This is a genomic window from Rheinheimera sp. B2H12, from assembly GCF_059620065.1.
In genome coordinates this window covers 2,202,139-2,223,951 of record NZ_CM184363.1, presented here as the reverse complement: position 1 = coordinate 2,223,951, position 21,813 = coordinate 2,202,139, and the positions used below count along the sequence as shown (strand labels likewise).

General features: G+C 49.6%; 20 protein-coding genes. 4 read left to right on the top strand and 16 right to left on the bottom strand.

Annotation, left to right across the window (positions count from 1 at the left end; all coding sequences use genetic code 11):
• The first annotated feature begins 54 nt into the window (after nt 1-54).
• Nucleotides 55-1,236, top strand: a complete 1,182-nt coding sequence (locus AC53GJ_RS09670; RefSeq protein WP_496732475.1) for an MFS transporter — start codon at nt 55-57, stop codon at nt 1,234-1,236.
• 72 nt (nt 1,237-1,308) lie between these two features.
• On the opposite strand, the gene AC53GJ_RS09665 is transcribed toward AC53GJ_RS09670, so the two are convergent.
• From AC53GJ_RS09665 to sdhC, 10 genes are all read right to left on the bottom strand, one after another.
• The gene (locus AC53GJ_RS09665; protein ID WP_496732474.1) at nt 1,309-2,079 is read right to left on the bottom strand and encodes a DUF3307 domain-containing protein; all 771 of its coding nucleotides are present in this window, start codon (nt 2,077-2,079) and stop codon (nt 1,309-1,311) included.
• On the bottom strand, nt 2,076-2,714 hold the full coding sequence (locus tag AC53GJ_RS09660; protein WP_496732473.1) for a hypothetical protein: 639 nt from the start codon (nt 2,712-2,714) through the stop codon (nt 2,076-2,078). The genes AC53GJ_RS09665 and AC53GJ_RS09660 overlap by 4 nt, the downstream gene beginning before the upstream one ends.
• A 620-nt stretch (nt 2,715-3,334) precedes the next feature.
• Nucleotides 3,335-4,207 carry a succinate--CoA ligase subunit alpha gene (gene sucD / locus AC53GJ_RS09655; protein ID WP_496732472.1) on the bottom strand — a complete coding sequence of 291 codons (873 nt, stop codon included), beginning with the start codon at nt 4,205-4,207 and terminating at the stop codon, nt 3,335-3,337.
• Nucleotides 4,207-5,373, bottom strand: coding sequence for an ADP-forming succinate--CoA ligase subunit beta (sucC, locus tag AC53GJ_RS09650; protein WP_496732471.1), 1,167 nt, complete (start codon nt 5,371-5,373; stop codon nt 4,207-4,209). The genes sucD and sucC overlap by 1 nt, the downstream gene beginning before the upstream one ends.
• A 130-nt stretch (nt 5,374-5,503) precedes the next feature.
• A complete protein-coding gene (gene odhB, locus AC53GJ_RS09645; protein ID WP_496732470.1) occupies nt 5,504-6,691 on the bottom strand; it encodes a 2-oxoglutarate dehydrogenase complex dihydrolipoyllysine-residue succinyltransferase in 1,188 nt (395 codons plus the stop codon).
• Between the two features lie 153 nt (nt 6,692-6,844).
• Entirely contained in the window at nt 6,845-9,655 is a 2,811-nt protein-coding gene (locus tag AC53GJ_RS09640; protein ID WP_496732469.1) for a 2-oxoglutarate dehydrogenase E1 component, read from the bottom strand.
• A gap of 147 nt (nt 9,656-9,802) precedes the next feature.
• On the bottom strand, nt 9,803-10,522 hold the full coding sequence (locus AC53GJ_RS09635; protein ID WP_496732468.1) for a succinate dehydrogenase iron-sulfur subunit: 720 nt from the start codon (nt 10,520-10,522) through the stop codon (nt 9,803-9,805).
• Nucleotides 10,523-10,534: 12 nt separating this feature from the next.
• Nucleotides 10,535-12,307, bottom strand: coding sequence for a succinate dehydrogenase flavoprotein subunit (gene sdhA / locus AC53GJ_RS09630; RefSeq protein ID WP_496732467.1), 1,773 nt, complete (start codon nt 12,305-12,307; stop codon nt 10,535-10,537).
• Nucleotides 12,308-12,655: a succinate dehydrogenase, hydrophobic membrane anchor protein gene (sdhD, locus tag AC53GJ_RS09625; protein ID WP_496732466.1), complete on the bottom strand. Its 348-nt coding sequence runs from the start codon at nt 12,653-12,655 to the stop codon at nt 12,308-12,310. It abuts the gene before it with no gap.
• The gene (gene sdhC / locus AC53GJ_RS09620) at nt 12,646-13,023 is read right to left on the bottom strand and encodes a succinate dehydrogenase, cytochrome b556 subunit (protein ID WP_496732465.1); all 378 of its coding nucleotides are present in this window, start codon (nt 13,021-13,023) and stop codon (nt 12,646-12,648) included. Before sdhC ends, sdhD begins: the two co-directional genes overlap by 10 nt.
• 370 nt (nt 13,024-13,393) lie before the next feature.
• Here sdhC and AC53GJ_RS09615 point away from each other — a divergent pair, with 370 nt between their 5' ends.
• The 3 genes from AC53GJ_RS09615 to AC53GJ_RS09605 all read left to right on the top strand — a co-directional run bounded on the left by AC53GJ_RS09615 (nt 13,394) and on the right by AC53GJ_RS09605 (nt 16,502).
• Complete coding sequence (locus AC53GJ_RS09615) at nt 13,394-14,680, top strand: citrate synthase (protein ID WP_496732464.1); 1,287 nt, start codon at nt 13,394-13,396, stop codon at nt 14,678-14,680.
• Between the two features lie 132 nt (nt 14,681-14,812).
• Entirely contained in the window at nt 14,813-16,024 is a 1,212-nt protein-coding gene (locus AC53GJ_RS09610; RefSeq protein ID WP_496732463.1) for an aminotransferase class V-fold PLP-dependent enzyme, read from the top strand.
• A gap of 13 nt (nt 16,025-16,037) precedes the next feature.
• A complete protein-coding gene (locus tag AC53GJ_RS09605; protein ID WP_496732462.1) occupies nt 16,038-16,502 on the top strand; it encodes a SufE family protein in 465 nt (154 codons plus the stop codon).
• 14 nt (nt 16,503-16,516) lie between these two features.
• Here AC53GJ_RS09605 and tcdA read toward each other — a convergent pair whose 3' ends face one another.
• The 6 genes from tcdA to msbA are packed head-to-tail and all read right to left on the bottom strand — an operon-like array spanning nt 16,517 to nt 21,792.
• Nucleotides 16,517-17,353 carry a tRNA cyclic N6-threonylcarbamoyladenosine(37) synthase TcdA gene (tcdA, locus tag AC53GJ_RS09600; protein ID WP_496732461.1) on the bottom strand — a complete coding sequence of 279 codons (837 nt, stop codon included), beginning with the start codon at nt 17,351-17,353 and terminating at the stop codon, nt 16,517-16,519.
• Nucleotides 17,354-17,411: 58 nt separating this feature from the next.
• Nucleotides 17,412-18,134 (bottom strand): pseudouridine synthase, encoded by a 723-nt coding sequence (locus AC53GJ_RS09595; protein ID WP_496732460.1) that lies wholly within the window; start codon nt 18,132-18,134, stop codon nt 17,412-17,414.
• Complete coding sequence (gene kdsB, locus AC53GJ_RS09590) at nt 18,131-18,892, bottom strand: 3-deoxy-manno-octulosonate cytidylyltransferase (protein WP_496732459.1); 762 nt, start codon at nt 18,890-18,892, stop codon at nt 18,131-18,133. Before kdsB ends, AC53GJ_RS09595 begins: the two co-directional genes overlap by 4 nt.
• Nucleotides 18,880-19,077: a Trm112 family protein gene (locus AC53GJ_RS09585; protein ID WP_496732458.1), complete on the bottom strand. Its 198-nt coding sequence runs from the start codon at nt 19,075-19,077 to the stop codon at nt 18,880-18,882. Before AC53GJ_RS09585 ends, kdsB begins: the two co-directional genes overlap by 13 nt.
• Entirely contained in the window at nt 19,067-20,047 is a 981-nt protein-coding gene (gene lpxK, locus AC53GJ_RS09580) for a tetraacyldisaccharide 4'-kinase (protein WP_496732457.1), read from the bottom strand. Before lpxK ends, AC53GJ_RS09585 begins: the two co-directional genes overlap by 11 nt.
• Nucleotides 20,044-21,792, bottom strand: a complete 1,749-nt coding sequence (gene msbA, locus AC53GJ_RS09575; RefSeq protein WP_496732456.1) for a lipid A export permease/ATP-binding protein MsbA — start codon at nt 21,790-21,792, stop codon at nt 20,044-20,046. The genes lpxK and msbA overlap by 4 nt, the downstream gene beginning before the upstream one ends.
• Between the last annotated feature and the right edge of the window lie 21 nt (nt 21,793-21,813).

Here is a 21,813-nt window from a genome sequence, read left to right as displayed (position 1 = left end):
TCCGCTGGCGAAATGACTATATTCTGCGCCATCACAAATCAATGAGACCTTTCTATGAGAATAAATATACCGCTGCTGGCACTGGCGCTTGGCGCTTTTGGCATCGGCGTCACCGAGTTCGCACCTATGGGCATGCTGACGGTGATTGCCAGTGATTTAGCCGTATCGATCCCGACAGCTGGCATGCTGATTAGCGCTTATGCCTTTGGCGTGCTGTTGGGCGCGCCTTTGATGACCCTGCTGTTCGCTAACATGGGGCGGCGCAAACTCCTGCTGTTGTCGATGGGGATCTTTACCCTGGGTAACCTGATCTCAGCGCTGGCCGATAGTTATAACATGCTGTTATTCGGCCGTATTGTGACCTCACTCAATCATGGCGCCTTTTTTGGTGTCGGCGCTATTGTCGCCATGAGTGTAGTGCCGCCGGCCAAACGCGCCGGTGCGGTCGCGGCGATGTTTTCCGGTCTGACCCTTGCCACTATTGGCGGCGTGCCACTGGCCGCTTATGTGGGCGAAGTGATCGGCTGGCGACCGGCATTTTTTGCCATGGCAGTCATCGGCTTGCTGACCATGCTGGCACTGCGTTTCTCGCTGCCGCCGCTGGTGAGCGAACAAAACGCCAACGTGAAAGCTGAACTGAAGGTCATGCTGCAAGGGCCTGTGCTGGCTGCTCTGCTGCTGACAGTCGTCAGTTCCAGTGCCATGTTCACCGTCTTTACTTACATAGTGCCTATTTTACAGAACGAAACGCAGGCTTCGACATTATTTATTACCAGCATGCTGGTGCTGTATGGGGTTGGGCTGTCGATTGGTAACTATCTGGGTGGCCGTTTTGCCGATCGCTCACTGGATTTAACCTTACAGGTGTCTTTAATTGCAGTGGCGTTATTATTAGTCATTTTTGCCGTCAGTACCCAGTCTAAACTGCTGGTGGCGCCATTGATTTTATGTTGGGGTATTGCCAGCTTTGCCCTGGTGCCACCACTGCAAGCTCTGGTGGTACAAAAAGCGAAAGCTGCGCCAAATTTAGCCTCTGCCATGAATATCGGCGCTTTTAATCTGGGCAACGCGGCTGGCGCCGTGTTAGGCGCCGCCATCATCGACAGTGGCTTAAGCTTAAGTTATGTGCCGTTAGCTGGTGCTGGCACTGCCATCCTTGGCTTGCTGATGGTGTTTTGGTTCAGAAGCAACAGAGTGCAGCAAACAACAGACGCAGACACGGCAGAGGTCCGTTAACAGCAATTTATCGCCTTGCGCTCACCTCAATTGCCAGTCATCCTCAACAACGGCAGCTTGTGCTGCCGTTTGTTATGCACCCAGCGGCAACTTGCCGAGCAGTGCTGTTGCCAGTAAACCTATCAGCAGCGTGCAGGCAAAGCTGGCCAAAGTTCCCAGCAACACGTATTCGGTTAATTTGGTTTCTCTGGCATGTTGCAATTCACCAAACCTGAACACCGATTTGGCGGCAATTAAAAATCCAATCGCAGCAAACTGATTTAATAAAATAAATGTCAGGATCAACAACCGTTCTAAATAACCAATTTGTTGACCGGCAAATTGTAATGAGTCTGTTGCTGTGGCAGGTTTCACCGGCTTTAGATGGGCAGTCCAGGGTTTTAAAAAAATGGCCACCAGCACTGAGGTTGGCTTGAGTACCATTAAATAAGCCAGGCTTAATATCAGCACAGGCTCATTGATAAACTGAACCAATGCAGACAGTGTCAGAATCGAAAAATAGTCATAGATGCTGAGCCAAATCCCGCCAAGTACGGCTAAATGCAGCAGTTGATCCAGCACTAAGGCCGTCAGGCTGCTGGCAACATAAGATTTCACGACATCAATCAACCAGTGCGAGCTTAACACCAGCAAAGCATAGCCAAACGCCGCCAGCAGAGAGACCGCGGCAAACCAGCTACACACCAGTAAAATCCCTACCGCATGCAGACCAGCATGCAGCAGCAATGGCACAGATTTATAATGTTGTTTGTTTTTATCAGCGACCCAGGCCACAGGTTGCAGATAAAAATCAGCACAAATATGGACCAAGACAAACAACAATAACAACACCAGCTCATTCATGCGGTTTGTCCCTCAGTGGCATAACGCTGACAATAGGTTAAATACTCCACCACCAGATGGTATCGACTGGCATTGAGCAATCTGGTGACATTACTGCGATTTTTGCCAGCCGCTCGTGCGACCGCCTGATGTGATTTATCTTCCGCCAACAAATAATGCAGTAATACTTCAGATTGCGCCGGCGATAAATGGCTCAGATGTGCGTCCATCAGTCGGGTGACTAGCTCCAGTCGCTCTTGCTGAGCGGCATCATGACTATGTACCGCCAGATAGGTGCCTTTCATGTTATCTAACCCGCTGCCGGATAACACAAAAGCCTCCCCCATTGAACTTCTGACATCTGTCCGCAACACAGCAATACGGCCGATGCCAACGCATTGCCTGGCATCAAAGGCCGGGTTGGCCGTTCTCAGGGCTAATCTGAGCACCAACGCTGCTTGAATAGCTGCAGCCGGATCGGCAAAGATCGCCTGAAAAGCATCACCGCGATAGATATCAAATTTGCCATCTACCTTTGCCAGCAGCATTTGCAGAGTGCGTTGCAGCGTGTAGAGCAACTGCTCATAATCCTCTGCTGCAATAGCTCTGGACTTCACAATATCACCCGTTAACACAGCGGCAAAAGTTGTTTGCATGTCAGGCTCCACTTCGATGTTTAGTACAATATCCAGTTTTCTGCCTTGATTCAGGCCCGTGGGCTAGCGCGCCCTGCCAGTTGCAAAATCGGCGGCAGTTTCGGCGGCAAAACCGGGTTCATTCCCGTTGCTTTATCGCTGACCTTGTTCATTCAGCGAATAGTTTGGGCAACACCACGTTACACCTGATAGTAACACTAATCAATGTTACCTTTAGATGTAACAATTAGTATTGTTACAAAATAAGGTAACATTAATCAATATTACAACTAAAGGTAACAATACACCTTGTTACAACCTGAGCTAACTCAAAGCGTCACAAACAGCAACGCGAGGCCAGACAACCTTCCCCTCAGAGCTGCGCTTCGGCAGCATTTTGCTGGCAGTGGCAACAACAGCCCGCAACGCGCGCCGCATGCGGCACCGACTGCTCAGAAGCCACTGGCAGTTTCATGCCCGCGATGCTGGTTCCCGACAGCAATGCTGGCACAGTAACGCTGTGCAGATCATCGCTTCATCAATCTGCTTGCGCTTACGCGCAGCGCGTCATGCCTGGCGCACCCATAAAAAAACCCGGCTATCAAAGCCGGGTTTTTGCAAAGTTGAACCTAGTGCCGCTGTTACCAGCCAGTCAGTTCACGCAGCGCTTTACCAATGTCAGCCAGAGAGCGGACAGTTTTCACGCCTGCATCTTCCAGAGCACGGAATTTGTCATCTGCAGTACCTTTACCACCAGAAATGATGGCGCCAGCGTGGCCCATACGCTTACCAGCAGGTGCAGTCACACCGGCAATGTAAGACACGACAGGTTTAGTCACGTGAGCTTTGATATAAGCAGCAGCTTCTTCTTCAGCAGTACCACCGATTTCACCGATCATGATGATGGCTTCAGTCTGTGGATCTTCCTGGAATAATTTCAGGATGTCGATGAAGTTAGAACCTGGGATTGGGTCGCCACCGATACCAACACAAGTAGACTGACCAAAACCTTCGTCTGTGGTTTGTTTCACAGCTTCATACGTCAGTGTACCTGAACGTGATACGATACCGACTTTACCTGGCTTGTGGATATGGCCTGGCATGATACCAATTTTACATTCACCTGGCGTGATCACGCCAGGGCAGTTTGGACCAATCATCCGTACGCCTTTACGATCAACGTATTCTTTGGCGAATAACATATCGATCGTTGGGATACCTTCAGTGATACAAACAATCAGCTCTAAGCCAGCGTCAGCAGCTTCGATGATGGCATCTTTACAGAAAGGAGCCGGTACATAAATCACAGTCGCAGTCGCGCCTGTAGTTTCAACAGCTTCTTTCACAGTGTTAAACACTGGCAGACCTAAATGCGTAGTACCGCCTTTACCCGGGCTGACACCACCAACCATTTTGGTGCCGTATTCCAGCGCCTGAGTTGAGTGGAAAGTACCCTGGCTACCGGTGAAACCCTGACAGATGACCTTAGTGTCTTTGTTGATGATAATAGACATTATTTGCCCTCCGCGGCTTTCACAACAGCTTTTGCAGCTTCAGATAATGAGTTAGCAGCAATGATGTTCAGGCCAGAACTTTGCAGTTTCTGTGCGCCTAATTCAGCGTTGTTACCTTCTAAACGCACCACGACAGGCACGTTTACACCCACTTCTTCCACAGCACCGATAATACCTTCAGCGATCATATCGCAACGCACGATACCACCGAAAATGTTAACGAATACTGCTTTTACCGCAGAGTCAGACAGGATGATCTTGAATGCTTCAGTGACGCGCTCTTTAGTCGCACCGCCGCCAACGTCCAGGAAGTTTGCTGGTTGGCCACCGCTTAATTTCACGATGTCCATGGTGCCCATGGCTAAACCGGCACCGTTCACCATACAACCGATGTTACCTTCTAAAGCAACATAGTTCAGTTCCCACTGAGCAGCCCGGGCTTCACGCTCGTCTTCTTGTGATGGGTCATGTAAAGCGCGCAGTTTTGGCTGACGGTATAACGCATTGCTATCAGCAACCAGTTTGGCATCTAAGCAGTGCAGATTGCCTTGCGTTGTGATAACCAGCGGGTTGACTTCGATCATGGCAATGTCCAGGTCAACAAACATCTTGGCGAGGCCTAAGTAGATGTTAGTGAACTGTTTGATTTGCGTCGCGTTTAAACCCAGTTTGAAAGCAATTTCACGCGCCTGGAATGCTTGTGCACCGACCAGTGGATCAATCGCCATCTTGATGATTTTTTCAGGGGTTTCTTCAGCCACTTTCTCAATGTCGACGCCACCTTCAGTCGACGCCATGAAAATAATGCGACGGCTTGAACGATCGACCACGGCACCCAGATACAGTTCTTTTTCGATATCTGTACAGGTTTCTACCAGGATTTTGCTGACAGGCTGACCTTTTTCGTCAGTTTGGTACGTAACCAGATTTTTACCCAACCAATTTTGGGCAAAGTTACGGATTTCTTCTTTAGAAGAAACTAATTTCACACCGCCCGCTTTACCGCGACCACCAGCGTGAACCTGAGCTTTGACTACCCACTTGTTTCCACCAATACGATCTGCTGCTTCTGCTGCTGCCTGTGGAGTTTCTTCCGCATAGCCTTCAGATACAGGTAAACCGTATTCGCGAAAAAGCTGTTTTGCCTGATATTCGTGCAAATTCATGGCTTCTTTCCGTTTTCTTTTTGATTGTAGCTGCCCTTTCGGCACAGCCAGACCCATTGAAGAATGGCCTTACGGCTATCTCCAGATGATTTAAAAGGCTGCAATGATGCAGCCTTTCCGCTCGCTTATATTAGATATCCAACAGAATACGGGTTGGATCTTCTAATAATTCTTTTACTGTCACCAGGAAGCCAACTGACTCTTTACCATCGATGATACGGTGATCGTACGACAGCGCCAGGTACATCATTGGCAGGATTTCCATCTTGCCATCAACCACCATCACGCGATCCTGGATTTTATGCATACCCAGAATAGCGGATTGTGGTGGGTTGATGATTGGCGTTGACATCAGAGAGCCAAACACACCACCGTTGGTGATAGTGAAGTTACCGCCGGTTAAATCATCCATTGATAATTTACCGTCACGGCCTTTCAGTGCTAACTCTTTGATGGCTTTTTCGATTTCAGCCAGATTCATCTTATCGCAGTCACGCAGCACTGGTGTCACCAGACCACGAGGTGTCGATACCGCAATGCTGACGTCGAAATAGTTATGATACACGATATCATCACCATCAATGGCTGCGTTAACTTCTGGGTAGCGCTTCAGCGCTTCAGTCACAGCTTTGACATAGAACGACATAAAGCCCAAACGGATACCGTGTTTCTTCTCAAACACGTCCTGGTACTGCTTACGCAGTTCCATGATTGGCTTCATGTTCACTTCGTTAAAAGTGGTCAGCATGGCAGTGGAGTTTTTCGCTTCCAGCAGACGATTGGCGATAGTTTTACGCAGGCGTGTCATTGGCACACGTTTCTGCGAACGGTCGCCAACCACAGCGACTGGCGCAGCAACTGCAGCCGGCGCTGCTTTGGCAGCAGGTGCAGCCTGAGCACCGGCCAGGAATTTTTCTACATCTTCTTTGGTCACACGGCCATTTTTGCCAGAACCCTGGATTTTGGCAGCATCCAGACCTTTTTCTGCGATTAAGCGACGCACTGAAGGCGTCAGCACTTCATCGGCATCAGCAGCAGCGACGGCAGCTGGCGCTGTTGCTGCTGGAGCAGCAGCAGGAGCCGCGGCACCAGCATTCAGATGACCAATCACCTGCTCTGCCAGTACTGTTGCACCTTCAGCATGAACGATTTCGCCCATCACGCCATCAGCTTGCGCCACAACTTCTAACACCACTTTATCAGTCTCGATATCAACCAGTACCTGGTCACGACTGACGGCTTCACCTGTTTTGACATGCCAGGTTGCGATTGTTGCATCAGCAACGGATTCGGGTAGTACTGGGACTTTAATTTCCACTTTGTCACCTTATTACAGATTGGTCTGCGTTTGTGTTCAATCTTACAAAGCCAAAGCCAGTGTGAGTAAACCCACACTGACCAGAAAATGGGCTGCGGCTTGGACCGCAGCAAACAGTTACTGTGATAAAACACCCATCATCACAGCTGCAGATTACGCCAGTGTTAAAGCAGCGTTAATCAGCGCTTGCTGTTGTTTATTATGCACCGACAGATAACCGACCGCCGGTGATGAAGATGCATCACGGCCAGCATAAGTTAATCTGGCCCCCTGCGGAATCGCAGCCCAGAAATTATGCTGACTGCAATACCAGGCACCCTGGTTCTGCGGCTCTTCCTGACACCAGACGAAATCAGTCACGTGCTGATATTGTGCCAACACTGCGGCCATCTCGTCCTGCGGGAACGGGTACAACTGTTCAACCCGGACAATGGCAATATTGCTCAGACCGCGTTTACGGCGCTCTTCCAGCAAATCGTAATAGACCTTGCCGCTACAGAACACCACTCGTTTTACTTCAGCCGGCACCTGGGTGTCAATTTCACCAATCACGTTGTGGAACTGACCAGCAGCGATTTCTTCCAGGCTGGAAGTTGCCAATGGATGACGTAATAACGATTTTGGTGACATCACAATCAACGGCCGGCGCATTGGACGCACCATCTGCCGACGGATCATGGCATAAACCTGCGCTGGTGTCGAAGGCACTACCACTTGCATATTGTGATCAGCACATAATTGCAGGAAACGCTCCAGCCGCGCTGAAGAGTGCTCCGGGCCCTGGCCTTCATAACCATGTGGCAATAACAGGGTTAAACCACAGAGCCGGCCCCATTTTTGTTCACCAGAGCTCAGGAACTGGTCAATCACCACCTGGGCGCCGTTGGCGAAGTCACCAAACTGGCCTTCCCAAATCACTAAAGCACGAGGTTCTGCAGTGGCATAACCATATTCAAACGCCAGCACTGCTTCTTCAGATAAAGCAGAGTCGAAAACCTCGAATGGGCCTTGCTCAGCACTGATATGTTCCAACGGCGTGTAAGTTGAAGCATCATTCTGATTGTGCAGTACCGCGTGACGATGGAAGAAAGTGCCGCGACCTGAATCCTGACCGACAATGCGGATCCGGCTGCCCGCTTCAACAATAGAGGCATAAGCTAAAATTTCAGCAAAACCCCAATCGATTTTCTTCTCGCCTTTGAGCATCAGCGCACGGTCTTCATACACTTTACCCACCTGACGTTGCAGCGTATGTTCAGCAGGAACCCGAATGGCTTTTTCACCCAGACTGACTAAATCAGCAACAGCCATACTGGCATCGTAAGCTGTGGTCCATTCTTTGTGTAAAAACGGCGTCCAGTCAACCGAGACTTCCGTCATCGGTTTCCACTCGTCAACTACACAATCGCCTTTGTCCAGCGCATCACGGTAACCATCAACCAATGCCTGCACTTCTTGCGCATTAAACTGACCAGCTTTAATCAATTTATCGGCATACAGCTCACGCGGCGTCGGATGTTTCTTAATTTTTTGGTACATCAGCGGCTGAGTTGCATTCGGCTCATCCGCTTCGTTGTGACCGTTACGACGGTAACAAACCAAATCAATCACTACATCCCGTTTAAAGGTATTGCGGTAATCGACGGCTAACTGCGCAACAAAGACCACAGCTTCCGGATCATCACCATTGACGTGGAAAATTGGTGCCTGCACCATCTTGGCAATATCAGTACAGTATTCGGTCGAGCGGGTATCTTCCGGATTGGAGGTGGTAAAACCAACCTGGTTGTTGATCACGATCCGGATAGAACCACCAACTTTAAAGGCTCGGGTTTGCGAAATGTTAAAGGTTTCAGCCACCACACCCTGACCCGCAAAAGCAGAGTCACCGTGAATGGTAATTGGCAATGCCAGTGAACCATCGGTACAACCACGACGGTCTAACCGGGCACGGACAGATCCCATCACCACAGGGTTTACGATTTCTAAGTGTGACGGGTTAAAAGCCAGCGCCAGGTGGACATCGCCACCTTTAGTGGCAAAGTCTGACGAGAAGCCCATGTGATATTTCACATCACCGGCGCCAACCACTTCATATTTACCGGCAAATTCATCAAATAATTTACTTGGGTTTTTACCCAGCACGTTCACCAGCGTGTTCAGACGACCGCGGTGCGCCATACCGATGACACAGTCTTTCGCCCCTTGCTCACCAGCGCGATGGATCATCGCTTTGAGCATAGGTACCATCGCATCACCACCTTCCAGACCAAAACGTTTGGCGCCTGGGAATTTGGCGGATAAATAACGTTCCAGACCATCAGCTGCGACTAAGCCTTTTAAGATATTCGCTTTTTCTTCTTTGCTGTAGTTTGGGGTAGAACGAACAGATTCTAACCGCTGTTGGATCCAACGTTTCTCGTCGGTGGAGACGATGTGCATATACTCAGCACCAATGGAACCACAATAGGTTGTTTCCAGTGCCTTGACCAGCTCACCGAGCTTCATGGTTTCAGTGCCGGCAACAAAAGAACCTACATTAAATTCGGTGTCAAAATCGGCTGACGTTAAGTCGTGGAAGGACAGCTCCAGATCACGAACCCGTGGCCGCTTCCATAATTCCAGCGGATCGAGGCTGGCATGTTGATGCCCGCGAAAACGGAAAGCATTGATGAGTTGCAAAACCTTGACCTGACGGCCATCACCACCACCAGAAGCAGGTGCAACCACCACTTCACGGTGTTTATTTTTAGCCAGTTCCACAAACTGCTGACGAATATCAGAATGACGGGATTCTAATTCAACACCATCAATTTTTGGCAGTTTGGCGAAAAACTCCCGCCACTCATCACCGACACTGGTAGGTTCAGCTAAGTAGGATTCATAGAGTTCATCTACATAGGCCATGTTGCCACCGCCAAGATGAGAAGACTCTAACCATGCCTTCATTACACCTTCGTGCATTTACTTTCCCTTATCTCGAAGCACCTGGAAAAAAGTAGCAAAAAAATAGCCATGTAACAGGTTTTATGGCTATTTTTTCCTGAATAACAGCAGCCCGCAGACTGCTGAACTTATGGTAAAACTTTCAATGATTACGAAAGGGGCGCTTTACAGCGCCCGGTTTAATAACATTGATTTAATCTGACCAATAGCTTTGGTCGGATTTAACCCTTTCGGGCATACATTGACACAGTTCATAATACCATGGCAGCGGAAAACGCTGAAGGCATCATCCAAATCGTTTAACCGCTGTTCAGTGGCGGTATCCCGGCTGTCGGCCAGGAAACGATAAGCATGTAATAAACCGGCCGGGCCGATAAATTTATCCGGGTTCCACCAGAACGATGGGCAAGATGTCGAGCAACAAGCACATAAAATGCACTCGTACAGACCATCTAACTTAGCGCGTTGTTCCGGCGATTGCAGATATTCACCTGCCGGTGGTAAATCGTTATTGATTAAATACGGTTTTACTTTCTCGTACTGAGTGTAAAACTGAGACATATCAACAACTAAGTCACGCACGACTGGCAGACCTGGCAATGGACGGATCACCAGCTTGCCACCTTTACCTTTGCCAAGCGCAGACAATGGTGTGATACAAGCCAGACCATTTTTACCATTCATGTTCAGACCATCTGACCCACAGACACCTTCACGGCAGCTGCGACGGAAAGATAAGGTTGGGTCTTGCTCTTTTAATTTCAACAGTGCGTCTAACACCATCATGTCGCGACCTTCCGGATTGTCCAGCACATAGTCCTGCATCCGTGGCGCATTGTCGACATCAGGGTTGTAACGATAAATTGAGAATTCTAACTTCTTCATCGCGTTTCCCTCTTAATAAGTACGGGCTTTCGGCGGGAAAGCCGGGCGGAATTTTGGATCCATATTCACTTTACGTTTGAACATAGATTCAGTATCCGGCGTGTAAACACTGTGGCATAACCAGTTTTCATCATCCCGCTCCGGGAAGTCAAAACGGGCATGAGCACCACGGCTTTCAGTTCTGTAATTGGCGGCAACGGCGGTAGAAAACGCTGTTTCCATCAGGTTGTCCAATTCCAGACATTCAATCCGCATGGTATTAAAATCAGAGCTCTTATCGTCCAGACGGGCAAACTTCAAGCGTTCACGGATCACTTTTAATTGCTCTAAACCTTCAGCCATGGCCGCACCTTCACGGAAAACCGAGAAGTTCAGTTGCATACATTGCTGTAAGTCTTTTTTGATTTGTACCGGATCTTCACCCTGACCTGGTTTGGTATCTTCCCAGCGTTGCGTGCGCGCCAGCGAGGCTTGCAGATCAGAATCCGAAGCCGGACGGTATTCGCTTGACGCCGCCAGCGCTTCACCTAGGTGTAAACCGGTAGCACGGCCAAATACCACTAAGTCTAACAGTGAGTTACCACCTAAACGGTTAGCACCATGCACGGATACACAGGCAATTTCACCGCAAGCAAACAAACCAGGCACCACAACTTCAGAACCATCCGCTTTTGGATGAATAACCTGACCATGGACGTTGGTTGGAATACCACCCATCATATAGTGACAGGTTGGGATTACCGGAATTGGCTCTTTCACTGGGTCGACATGGGCAAAAGTTTTTGATAATTCGCAGACACCAGGTAAACGACTTTCTAAAACTTCAGCACCTAAGTGGTCAAGTTTCAGCTTGATATGCGGGCCCCAAGGACCATCACAACCCCGGCCTTCGCGAATTTCCGTCATCATAGAACGGGCTACCACGTCACGACCTGCCAGGTCTTTGGCGTTTGGCGCATAACGTTCCATGAAACGCTCACCATTTTTATTCAGTAAGTAACCACCCTCACCACGGCAACCCTCAGTCACTAGCGTACCGGCACCAGCGATGCCAGTTGGGTGGAACTGCCACATTTCCATATCCTGCAGCGGAATACCGGCCCGCAGAGCCATACCAACACCGTCACCAGTATTGATGTGAGCATTGGTGGTCGAAGCAAAAATACGACCAGCACCACCTGTGGCTAACACCACAGCACGCGATTTAAAATAAACGATTTCACCCGTTTCAATCTGGATCGCAGTACAACCGACGATGGCACCATCCTGGTTTTTCACCAGATCAAGCGCATACCACTCAGAAAACACCTGCGTTTTGTTTTTGACGTTTTGCTGATACAGCAAGTGCAATAAAGCATGACCAGTTCGGTCAGCTGCAGCTGCGGTACGAGCGGCTTGTTCGCCACCGAAATTTTTTGACTGGCCACCAAATGGACGCTGGTAAACCCGACCATTCTCAAACCGAGAGAAAGGTAAGCCCATGTTTTCCAGCTCAGTAATAGCTTCCGGGCCAGTTTTACACATGTATTCGATCGCGTCCTGGTCACCGATATAATCAGAACCTTTGACGGTATCAAACATGTGCCATTCCCAGTTGTCCGGGTGCGAGTTGCCCAATGCTACCGTAATACCACCCTGTGCTGACACAGTGTGTGAACGGGTTGGAAACACCTTCGATAATAAAGCACAGGTTAACCCTGATTCAGTGATTTGCAGAGCGGCACGCATACCTGCGCCACCTGCGCCAATCACCACGGCATCAAATTCGCGAACTGGAATATTCAATTAAGCACCCCACAGAACAAACAGGCCTACAGCCACATAACCAAAGGCAATGGTGTACAGCACAAATTGCAGTACTGCACGCAGTGAAGCAGACTTCACATAGTCAGTCAGTACCTGCCACAAACCAATTTTGGTGTGGACAGCGATACAAACCAGTGCCAGTAAGGTGAAGGCTTTCACCAGAATATTGGAGAACAAGGCTTTCCAGCCTTCATAAGTAATTTCCGGAGTGCACAGGAAATACCCGAGAATAAAAAAAGTGTACAGCGTTAAAATGACAGCTGTGGCACGTAATGAAACGTAATCTTGTACGCCATCACGCTTTAATGATGCTTGATTCAGAACCATAACCAGACTCCAGCTAATACGGCCAGCACAACCCAGATTGCTAAAGCAACTTTAGCGCTCAGTTTGCCTGACTCTAATTCTTCCCAATGGCCCATATCCATTATTAGGTGGCGTAAACCGCCAACCAGGTGATAAATCAGGACTGTGATGGTACCCCAGGCAATGAACTTGGCGACAAAAGAAGTCATGACTTCTTTCACCAAGGCAAAACCTTCGGCTGAAGACAAGGATACTGCCCAGGCCCAGATCACGAAAATCAGCGCAAAAAACATTGCCACGCCGGTGATGCGATGCAGGATAGAAGCAGTTGCCGTTACCGGCATGGATATAGTGGTTAGATCAAGATTTACAGGTCTTTGCTTTTTCACAGTTTCTTGCCTATCGACGCCCTATTCTGAGCTTTGTTGTCATTATACGTTGCTGTCTGAACAGTCAACACCCAATGGATATACAGGCTACAGCGCGGAGTGGTTCAGCCCAATTTTTTATCTATCGGTCAGTGAACTGATTTCGAACCCGCGACAGTATATATTTCACGACTGTGGAATACAATTTATGTTTAATTTTGTTAGATAAAATCCGCAGATGACACAGTAGCTGATTTACTAACGACAGCAATACGACTAGAGTCGAATACTTATTATCCAATCTCGGATTAAAATTGACTTTTAGGTCCCAGTTGCGGGTAGAATAAAGCTTGCTACCGGTTTAAACCAATAACAACACAGGAGAAATCCAATGGCAGATAAAAAAGCTGTCGTGCATATCGATGGTCTCGCGCCAATCGAACTGCCAATTTACTCGGGCACGGCAGGCACAGACGTCATCGATGTACGCGCCTTGGGTCAACATGGCTACTTCACCTTTGATCCGGGCTTTATGTCGACAGGCTCTTGTGAATCAAAAATAACTTACATTGATGGCGACAACGGCGTGTTATTACACCGCGGTTACCCAATCGAACAGTTAGCCGTTGAATCAGATTACCTGGAAACCTGTTACCTGTTATTAGAAGGCGAATTGCCGACAAAAGCCCAATATGACAATTTCACCCATGTCATTACCCGGCATACCATGGTGCATGAAAAACTGGCCTCTTTCTTCCAGGGCTTCCGCGTTGATGCCCACCCAATGGCGATGCTGTGTGGTGTGGTCGGTGCCATGTCATCTTTCTATCATTCAGATTTGAATGTTAATGATCCAGAGCAGCGTAAACGTTCGGCGCATCGACTGATTGCCAAGCTGCCAACTATTGCTGCCATGGCTTACAAATACACTATTGGTCAGCCATTTGTGTATCCGCGTAATGAATTAAGCTATGCCGAAAATTTCCTGCATATGATGTTCTCCGTACCAGCTGAAAATTATCAAGTCAGCCCAATCGTTGCCAAAGCGATGGACCGCATTTTCATGCTGCACGCTGATCATGAACAAAATGCTTCCACTTCAACGGTTCGTTTAGCAGGTTCTTCAGGCGCAAACCCTTATGCCTGTATTGCTGCGGGTATCGCATCCTTGTGGGGCCCGGCGCATGGCGGTGCCAACGAAGCTTGTCTGGTGATGTTACAGGAAATCGGTTCTGTTGATCGCATTCCGGAATTTGTCGCCCGTGCCAAAGATAAAAACGACTCTTTCCGTCTGATGGGCTTTGGCCATCGCGTCTATAAAAACTTTGACCCACGTGCCAAAGTGATGCGGGATACCTGTCACGAAGTGCTGAAAGAGCTGAATATCCAGGATCCACTGTTAGATGTTGCTATGGAGCTGGAGCGCATTGCGCTGTCGGACCCGTACTTCATTGAGAAGAAATTGTACCCGAACGTCGATTTCTACTCAGGCATCATTCTTAAAGCCATTGGTATTCCAACCAGCATGTTCACGGTCATTTTTGCCATGAGCCGCACTGTTGGCTGGATCTCTCATTGGGATGAAATGTTATCCGATAAAGGCCATAAAATCGGCCGTCCACGTCAGCTGTATACCGGTTATACCGCGCGAGATTTTATCGATATTACCAAACGTTAACAGATACCACGGTGTCCCCCCCTGTGGTGACACCGTCTTTTCACGCCTTTTGCCCGCTATTCCTGCCATAGACATCAATGCTAAAACAAGGCAAAATCGCCGACTTCATTTTTTAACTGAGTCTGCCCTATCGTGACTTTTGATGTCAGCGCTTTTCGCGCCGAATTTGCTTTTTTTCAGCAGCAGCCCGATTGGATCTATCTGGATAATGCTGCCACTATGCATAAACCTGCAGCAGTGATCAGCACAGAAACTGAATTTTATCAAAAGTTTAATGCAAATGTGCACCGCGGTGCCCATCAGCTCAGTCAACAGGCTACAGTGTTGTTTGAACAGGCGCGGGATGAACTGGCAGTATTACTGAATGCTGCCAACCGCAATGAAATTATCTGGTGCGCAGGTGCCACTGCCGCGTTGAACCAACTGGCAGCAGGCCTGACAGGGACTGTATTACAGCCTGGCGATCGGGTGTTATTAACCACGCTGGAACATCACGCCAACATCGTGCCCTGGCAATTTTATGCCAGAGAGTATGGAGTGATCCTTGATGTGGTGCCGCTGAGCAGCGATCATTGCTTAGATCTGGCCGAGTTTGTGCGTTTGCTAAGTCTCAAACCCAAAGTCGTCAGTCTGACGCAGGTCTCAAATGTGCTGGGTCATATTCAGCCAGTGGCTGAACTCATCAGGCTGGCGAAAGCGGCCGGTGCACTGACAGTGATTGACGGCGCTCAGGGTATTGTTTACCAGTTACCGGATTTACAGCAGTTAGATTGTGACTTTTATGTGTTCTCCGGCCATAAGATTTATGGCCCGACCGGTATTGGCGTGTTATATGGCCGTCAGCAGCTGTTACAGCAACTGAAACCTCTGCTTTATGGTGGCGAAATGATTCGGCATGTCAGTTTTGCTGAAACTCAGCTCAATCAACTGCCCTATCGGTTGGAAGCCGGTACGCCCAATATTGCTGGCGCCCTTGGACTGGCAGCCGCACTGCGCTGGCTAACACAATGGGATCTGGCTGCCATGCAGCAGCATAAACAGCAGTTATTGCAGCAGTTATGGCACGGCCTGGCGCAAATGCCACACATTGAGTTGCTGTCAAAGCTGGAGAATAACGCCGGTATTGTGGCTTTTAATGTAAGGGGTGAACATCCATCCGATGTCGCTGCCTTACTGGATCAACAACAGATTGCGGCCCGAGCCGGCACGCACTGTGCCATGCCATTGTTTCAGGCTATCGGCCGCGGTGGCGCTGTGCGGTTATCCCTTGCGGCTTATAATCAGCAGCCTGAAATAGAACGTACGCTGCAGGCGGTGGCCCAAGCCGTCACTTTGCTAAAATGATGGAGTTGCTCGAATGCACACTGATCTGACTGATTTTTTTTCTGAAACTGCGGCCGCATTAAGTCAGATCGAGCAGCAACAGCTGCCCTTGTTGTTACAACCAACTGACTGGCAAAGCCGCTACCGTCTCTTAATGCAACTTGGCAACCAATTACCCGCTTTTAGCCAGATGCAGCAGGCCGAACAAGCCCTGATTGCCGGTTGTGACAGCAAAGCCTGGTTGTTACATCAGTATGATAAGCATAGCGGTCGGCATTATTGGGCTTTTGACAGCGAGGCCAGGTTGATTAAAGGCACTGTCACTCTGTTGCTGTGTCAGATCAATGGCAAAACCAGCAGCGAATTGTCAGCACTGCAGCTGCGCCAGTTGCTGACCATTCCGGGTTTACAGCAAAATCTCAGCCCATCGCGGCAAAATGGCCTGATGGCGGTGCTGCAACAAGTGGCCCAGCTGGCTGGGATTGCGCTCAGCGCTTGATCCCAGTGCCAAGCTTAACCAGCAGCGCTCGCTGAGGTGACACTTTCACCTGCCGCCACAGCTTTATCCGCCAGTTTGCGCAGCACACGAGAGACTGCGACAAAGGCAAAACTGGCAGTCACCACAGTGACAGCACCAAAACCACCACTACAATCCAACCTCGTCGCCACAGGAGTGGTCGGATCTGTGACTTCCGGTTTGGCCAGACAAACACCCCCATCAGCTTTGGGGTAACTCAGTTGTTCGGTTGAATAGACCGCATCAATGCCAAAACGACGCTTAACGTTGCGGCTGTAATTGTAGTCGCGCCGTAAATTATTCCGCACTTTCGCCAGCAAAGGGTCATTGATGGTCTGAGCTAAATCAGTCAATTTAATCTGGGTCGGATCCCACTGCCCACCCGCGCCGCCAATAGTCACCAGCGGGATTTTATTGCGTTTGCAATGTGCGATCAGCGCAGTTTTGGCTTTAATCGCATCAATGGCATCAATCACATAGCTAAATTCGGCACGCATTAAGCTAAATAAATTATCCGGCGCGACAAAATCCGTCACCTGATGCACGATACAAGCTGGGTTAATTTGTAAAATCCGCGCCGCCATCACCGCGACTTTATCCTGACCTATGGTTTCAGTCAGCGCATGCAGCTGACGATTGGTATTGGAAATACAGATATCATCCAGATCGATCAGAGTGATTTCACCAACGCCAGAGCGCGCCAGCGCTTCTGCCGCCCAACTGCCAACACCGCCAATCCCCACCACACAAACATGGGCCTGGCGAAACGCCTCTAGCGCCGCCACGCCATATAACCGGCCTATACCGGCAAATCTTAATTGATAATCGGACATCACAAATCTCAGACTGGCCTCGCCAGCATTACATAAAACGAAGGAAGCAGCGCTTGGGTTATTCCGCCAACGGCTGTGGCCTTTGATACTGCGGCCAGGTTAATTGCCAGGGCGCAGCCCAATCAGCGGCCAGTTGCTGCTGTACGGCCGGTAACAGATAAAACTGACCTTGCTCAGGTAATTGCCGGTACAGGTAAAGTTTACCTAAATAACTGAAACTCAAAGCGTAAGCATGTAAATAAACCCGATCTGCCGCACTGGCCTGATACAACTCATCGCCCAAAATTGGCGCTGAGACTGATTTCAGCGCCACCCGGATCTGATGGGTTTTACCGCTAAAAGGTTTAATCAAATACAAACGGCAGCGTTCAGGCAGGCCACTTTCTGCGGTAAAACCTTGCGAAATAAAATAACTCACCGCCGGATTTTGCTGACTGGTCAGTAATTTATAGGCGCCACGCCTGGCTGGCACCATATCGCCTTTGACCCAACCTTGTTTTTTACTGACTTTACCAAGGCTAAGCGCCAGATAATATTTTTCAATCTGCTGCTGGCTGAATAATTTACTCAGCTCAGCGGCAGCCTGACTGCTGCGTGCCAATAAAATCAAGCCTGAAGTCACTTTATCCAGCCGGTGCACGGCAAAAAGCGGATAACCAAGCGCTGCGCTGGCCTGGACCACCAACCCGGCACCGTCTTCGGAATGAAAACTAACACCAGCCGATTTATGCAGCACCACAAAATCGGCTTCTTCGGCGAATAAAGTGAAGGTAGCCGTCATGACGGGATCGACAAGGTGGCGGCATGCTGATTGGCATGGGCTAAATCTGCCGGCGTATCCACCCCGACCGGCGGCACTTGCCGGGCATCGGCGACATGAATAGCCTCGCCCTGCCATAACACCCGCAGTTGCTCCAGACATTCAATTTGCTCCAGCTTCGACACTGGCCAGCGGATATAATCCAGAATAAAACCAGCGCGATAAGCGTAAATACCGATATGACGGCGATAAATTTGCGCCAGCTCGGCGCTAAAAGCCTGATCACGGTCAAAGGGGATCACACTGCGACTAAAATACAGCGCATAACCCGCCTGATCCGTCACCACTTTGACCACATTCGGATTTTGCACATCTGTAGCTGAAGTCAAAGGGACAGCCAGCGTCGCCATCCGGGCTTTTTGTTGTTGCGCCAGATTGTCAGCCACCTGGCGGATAATGGCCGGCGGAATAAAAGGCTCATCCCCCTGCACATTCACCACCACTGTATCCGCTGCTAAGCCAAGCATCTGCACCACTTCAGCCAAGCGTTCAGTACCTGAATTATGCAAAGGACTGGTCATCAGTACCTTGGCACCAAACTGGGTCGCGACCTCGGCAACTGCCGGATGATCAGTTGCGATCACTACAGCACTGGCGCCACTTTGGATGGCTTGTTGCCACACCCACTGGATCATCGGTTTGCCTGCGATATCAGCCAGCGGTTTGCCTGGTAGCCTGGAACTGGCAAAACGGGCCGGGATCACCACTACGAAAGCCATGGTTCAACCTCAGCTGGCGTCAGTTCACGGCTTTCGTTGCTCAGCAGTACCGGAATATCTTGTTTAATCGGATACGCCAGCCGATCAAAAGTACAGATTAATTGCTGGTTTTGTTTATCCAGCTTCAGCCGTCCTTTACACAAAGGACAAGCGATAATGTCTAGCAAAGCAATATTAAAGGCCATAACGACTCCGGATCAGATTGAGTTTGGCAGCAAGAATGCTGACTGCCGCTGCAGGTAACACCGCCTGCACCGGCAAATAAAACCAGTCCGGATGAGCAAAAGGCCGGCATTTCACGGCGTCTTTTTCGGTCATCAGGACTGGAGTTTCAATAGTCGAAAAATCTGCTGCCGTAAAAGCATAATGATCGGCAAACAAATGTTGTTGTTTCAGCTGATAACCAAGCTGCTCAGCTGTGCTGATAAAACGGGCCGGATTGCCGATCCCGGTCACCAGCGACACAGCTGCTGACGGAGCTAATTGCTGATGCGGCTCAAGCAGACTCTGGGCAGTTGCAGCCTGCAGACTAAACACGTGCGGGCTTAACGGATGTGGTTGACTATTCACCAGCACCAGGTCAGCACCAGCCAAGCGCCAGGCCCCTTCCCGCAGCGGTCCGGCCGGCAGTAAACAGCCATTGCCAAGACCGCGGCTGCCATCGATTAAAATGATTTCCAGATCACGGCCCAAGGCGTAATGCTGCAACCCATCGTCCGAAATAATCATATTACAATCAGTCTGCGCCAGCAGAAAACGCGCAGCTGCAACCCGATCAGGACAAATGACCACCGGACAACCACTGCGCTGGGCCAATAACAGCGGTTCATCGCCCGCGACAGCCGCGCTGTCGCTGGTCAATACCAGCCGTGGTCCTGTCAGCTTGACGCCATAACCGCGGCTGATAATGCCAGGTCTGAATCCTTGCTGGCGCAAATAATCACACAGCCACAAGGTCACCGGCGTTTTACCAGTCCCCCCTACTGTGATATTGCCCACCACCAGCACTGGCACCGGCAATTGATGCACGGTGTTGATGCCTGCACGGAACAACCAACGCCGCAGCATCGAGACTACAGCAAATAACAGGCTGAGCGGCCACAACAACAGACTCCAGCCCAGGCGGCTATACCAGCTGCGTTCCAGCGCGGTCACACTTGCTCTCCGAATTGCATTTTATACAAGGTGGCATAATAACCAGCTTGTGCCAGCAAGGAAGCATGATTGCCTTGCTCAACAATGCGGCCCTGATCCATCACCAGGATCAGATCGGCATTTTCAATGGTGGATAAACGGTGGGCTATCACCAGATTGGTGCGGTTTTTCAACAGTTCATCCAGCGCGCCCTGAATTTTCCGCTCGGACTCCGTATCCAGCGCCGAGGTGGCTTCATCCAGGATCAAAATTGGCGATTGCCTTAATAAAGCCCGGGCTATCGCAATACGCTGGCGCTGACCACCGGATAAGGTGACACCATTTTCCCCAATCTCAGTATCCAGCCCCTGCGGCATTTGGCCGGCAAATTCCATCACATGGGCTTTTTCCGCCACTTCGATCAGTCGCTCGCGGCTGAGTTCACCTTGATAGCCATAAGCAATATTGTTGGCGATGGTATCGTTAAACAGCACCACATGCTGTGACACCACCGCAATCTGACGGCGTAACGACGCCAACGTACAGTGCTGAATATTCTGCCCATCCAGCAAAATTTCACCTTGCTCAACTTCATAAAACCGTGGCAATAAACTGGAGATAGTGGTTTTACCGCTGCCGGAACGCCCGACCAGCGCCACTGTTTGCCCAGCGGTCACTTTAAAATTGATATCATGCAGTACGGTATTGGCATGCCCCGGATAGGCAAAAGTCAGACCACGCACTTCAAGCTCACCCCGCACTTGGGTCAGTTCGATACTGCCATGGTCCTGTTCGGTTTTTTCATCCAACACCGTAAACACAGTCGCAGCGGCAGCCATGCCTTTTTGAAAGTCACTGTTGACGGTGGTCAATTGCTTCAGAGGTTTGAGCAATAACATCATCGAAGTGATAATTTCAGTAAACTTGCCCGGGGTCAGCGAATCTAACATCTCAGGAAAGCTAGCGAGATAAATGACAAAAGCCAGCGCAAAAGAAGCGATGATCTGGATCACCGACACACTCAGTGCCCGGGTCGACTCTAATTTAACGTCCAACCGGCGATTGGTATTGTTCACTTTGGCAAAACGCTCAGCTTCCAGCGTTTTACCACCAAAAGCTAAAATAACTTTATGGCCGTTTAACATCTGCTCAGCACTGGAAGTGACTGTCCCCATGGCACCTTGCATACTGTTACTTAGTTTGCGAAAGCGTTTCGACACATAAGACACAATCACGGCTATCAAAGGCGCGATCAGCAGAAAAATAGCCGAGAGCTGCCAGCTGTTGTAAAACATCAATGCCAGTAACCCAATGACAAAAGCACCTTCATGGATCAGCACCACTAAAGCTTTGCTGGAAGCTTGTTTAATTTGTTCGGCATCATAAGTAATGCGGGAAATCAGTTCCCCTGTGGAGTGTTTATCATGATAACTGACCGGCAGCGCCATCATCTGATTAAAGAGTTGCTGCCGTAAATCTTTGACAATATGAGTACCGGACCAATTCAGGCAATAGCTGGCGATAAAGTTAAACAGACCGCGCAGCACAAACAATAAAATCACCACAAAGGGTGCCAGCGCCAGATAAGCTGTGTCCCGCGCCGTGATGCCACGGTCGATAAATTGATCAAATTGCGACAGAAAAAACACATCCACCGAGGCATAACCAATCATGCCGAGAATGGCCACGACGAAGCCGGCACGATAAGGTTTTAAATAGGATAACAGACGACGGAAAGTAGAAGCTGAACTCTGTTGTGTTGACAAAATAGCATCCTGACAATGAAA